Source organism: Ameyamaea chiangmaiensis, assembly GCF_013376175.1.
Classification (GTDB): Bacteria; Pseudomonadota; Alphaproteobacteria; order Acetobacterales; family Acetobacteraceae; genus Ameyamaea; species Ameyamaea chiangmaiensis.
In genome coordinates this window covers 1-985 of the sequence record NZ_JABXXR010000329.1, presented here as the reverse complement: position 1 = coordinate 985, position 985 = coordinate 1, and the positions used below count along the sequence as shown (strand labels likewise).

At 71.0% G+C, this 985-nt stretch carries 2 protein-coding genes; one reads left to right on the top strand and one right to left on the bottom strand.

The annotated features are described in order from the left end of the window. On the top strand, positions 1–436 hold a 436-nt coding region (locus tag HUK82_RS16855; RefSeq protein ID WP_176614998.1), incomplete at its 5' end, for a precorrin-6A/cobalt-precorrin-6A reductase. Here the strand turns inward: HUK82_RS16855 and HUK82_RS16850 are convergent. After that, positions 409–985: precorrin-3B C(17)-methyltransferase (locus HUK82_RS16850; protein ID WP_176614997.1), on the bottom strand; the 577-nt coding region annotated here is incomplete at its 5' end. The two genes, HUK82_RS16855 and HUK82_RS16850, sit on opposite strands and share 28 nt — an antisense overlap.

The window sequence follows — 985 nt, the reverse complement described above, 5'->3', positions numbered from 1 at the left end:
CGACCGATGGACGCGGGTGGGCACCCTGCAGGACGCCGCCACCGCGCTGGGGCCCGAGCCCCGGCGCGTGTTTCTGACGACCGGCCGCAAGGATCTCGCCGCGTTTCGGGCAACGCCCGGACATCACTACATCCTGCGCAGCATCGACCCGCCGGACGACACCGAACTCCCGCCTGACTGCACGGTGCTTCTCGCACGGCCGCCATTCGACCACGACGCGGAAGCGCGGTTGATGCGCGACCACGCGGTGCAGGTGCTGGTCACCAAAAACGCCGGTGCTGACGCCACCCGTGCGAAACTGGACGCCGCGCGGACGCTGGGCCTGCCGGTGGTCATGGTCGATCGCCCCATACTGCCACCCGCCGAGACCGTCGCCGACGTGGACGGCGCGCTGACGTGGCTCGCCGCTCATGGGTTTACCCGCCGCTCGGTATAAAGCCAGTCCTGCGCGCCGGTGCGCGCGATCCGACGGGTCATGGCGCAGCCGATCAGGACCAGTGTGCTCATGTCGGCGTGCTCCGGGTCCGCATGGGCGAGGTCCGTGATCTCCATCCGTTCGTCGGGCCGTCCGACGGCTCGGGCGAAGGCGACCGGAACGTCGCCCGTCAAGACGGTCCGCAGTTCCGCGAACGCCACGCCGAGTTGCCAGGGCCGCGCGTTCGATCGCGCATTATACAGCGCGATGACGAAGCCCGCCTGCGCCGCCAGCCGCAGCCGCGCGACCACCACATCCCATGGCTTCAGGTTGTCGGACAGCGAGATCACGCAGAAATCGCCGCCGAGTGGCGCTCCCAGCCGTGCCGCCGCCGCCAGCACAGCCGAGACGCCCGGTATGACCGCGATATCCAGCGCCGCCCACGCCGCTGGCCCGGTCTCGACAGCTTCGAACACAGCGCTGGCCATGCCGAACACGCCCGCATCTCCGCCCGACACCACCGCGACGCGCCGCCCGGCCGCCGCAAGGTCGAGCGCATGGCGGGCCCGG